Annotated in this window: 1 protein-coding gene and 1 pseudogene; both read left to right on the top strand. The window is 73.0% G+C overall.

Going from position 1 to position 1,913, the window contains the following annotated elements; all coding sequences use genetic code 11:
* Positions 1 to 695, top strand: a pseudogene (locus HMPREF9062_RS11915) (hypothetical protein); the annotation flags it as partial.
* A 102-nt stretch (positions 696 to 797) separates the two neighbouring features.
* The coding region (locus tag HMPREF9062_RS11920) for a TPM domain-containing protein (RefSeq protein ID WP_009409874.1) at positions 798 to 1,913 on the top strand (1,116 nt) is incomplete at its 3' end.

Raw genomic sequence — 1,913 nt, forward strand, 5'->3', positions numbered from 1 at the left:
CCAGCGCCCGCGAGCGTTTGGAGCGCGCCGCAGCCGACCTGTCCAAGGCGATCGCCTCCATCTCCTCCGACCTGACCGACGCCGAACGGCTGTCCGACCAGGTGCCCGAGGCCTCGCTGGCCCCGCTGGTCGCCGACGCCGAGGCCGCCATCACCGAAGGGCGCGCCGCCTGCACGTCCGAGACGGGCGGAGACCCGCTGGCCGCGCTCGACCATCTGACCCGGGCCGAGGCCGCAATCGACGACGCCCTGGCGCCGGCGCGCGCCCGGGAGGAGAACGACTCGCGGGCGCGCGCCTCGGTCGGTTCGCGTCTGGCTCGCCTCAACTCCCAGATCGCAGCGGTCACCTCCTACATCACCACCCACCGCGGAGCCGTGGGCCCCTCGGCCAGAACAGCGCTGAGCGAAGCCTCCCGACACGCCTCGGCGGCGTCGGCGGTGCAGGAGAAGGACCCGTCGGCGGCGCTGGCGGAGGTGACCCAGGGCGAGCCGCTCGTGGCCCAGGCTCAGGCGCTGGCCGAGGCGGATGTGCGCGGTGCGGGGCCGTGGGGCTCGGACGGGCGGAGCGGCCGCGGCGGCGGTCTCGACGTCGGCTCCCTCGTCCTGGGCGGCCTGCTCCTGGGAGGCCTGACCGGTGGCCATCACGACTACGGCGGCTGGGGCGGCTCCGACCTCGACTTCGATCTCTTCGACTGACTCGCCGGGCCGACCCGTGCACTCAGGCGGGGACCGCTCCCCCGCGAGCGGCGTCGGGCCGGCTTGCCGCGGCTGGGTCGAGGTCGCCAGAGTTAGGAGGTGATGCACTCACACCTCCCCCCGCTCCACGTCCTCCTCTCCCTCGGCTCCTGCGGTCTGCTCCTGACGGGAGCCGTTCTCGCGCCGGCCTCCGCCGTAACGGCCCCGGCCGCCGGCGCGGGCCCGGCGAGACCGGCCGCCATCACGGCCGGCACGGGCCCGTTCTCCCAGACCCCGACGGCCCTGTCCTCCCACCTGACCGACGACGCAAACCTCCTCGATGACGCCGCCGCGACGCGGGTCATCGACTCACTGCAGGGCGACGGCGTCGGGCTGTGGGTGGTGACGATGAGCGATGACTCGACGAGCGCCCAGGACTACGCCGCTAAGGCGTGGGACGCCTCGCACCTGGGTGCGTCCGACCTGCTTCTGGTCATCAACACCCCGCCGTCGGGGAGCAGCAGCTTCGCCTTCGGCGGTATGCGGAACAGGCCGGTATGGTCCGACTCGACGATCTCCTCCGTACGCGACAAGATCCACGACGCCCTCAGCAAGGACGACTACGACGGCGCCGTGAGCGCCGTCGAGGACGGGGCGTCCTCCGCATCGGGGGGATCGGGCCCCTCGGCCGCTATGCTCGCGGGCGGCGGAACAGCGGCCGCGGTCGGCGGCGGGCTGGCCGCCTACGCGATGAGCCGACGCAGAAACAGGAAGCGGAATGCCGCTGCCCCCTCCAGCGCCGGAGCCGAGCAGGTCGGACCCGACCGGCCGCAGGTGCCGTTGGAGACCCTGCGCACCAGGGCCGGCGAAGCCCTGGTGAAGGCGGACGATGCGGTGCGCGCCGCCGACGAGGAGCTGTCCTACGCCCAGGCCCAGTTCGGGCTGTCGGCCACAGACGCCTTCACCCAGGCGCTGAACGCCGCGCGCGACCACCTCGCCCGCTCCTTCGAACTGCGCAGGCTCCTGGACGACGACATCCCCGAGACCGAGCCGCAGCAACGCCAGATGTACACCGAGATCCTCCAACGCTGCACCGACGCCGTCACCGCGATCACGGCCCAGGAAGAAGAGTTCAACAAACGTCGCGGGCTGGAGGCGAACCTGCCGACCACCATCGCCGAGACGGCTCAGCGGGCCCAGGAGGCCGAACAGGTGATCCGTGCCGCGCGCACGCTCCTC

This window comes from Actinomyces sp. oral taxon 448 str. F0400 (genome assembly GCF_000220835.1).
In the GTDB taxonomy this organism is placed as follows: domain Bacteria; phylum Actinomycetota; class Actinomycetes; order Actinomycetales; family Actinomycetaceae; genus Actinomyces.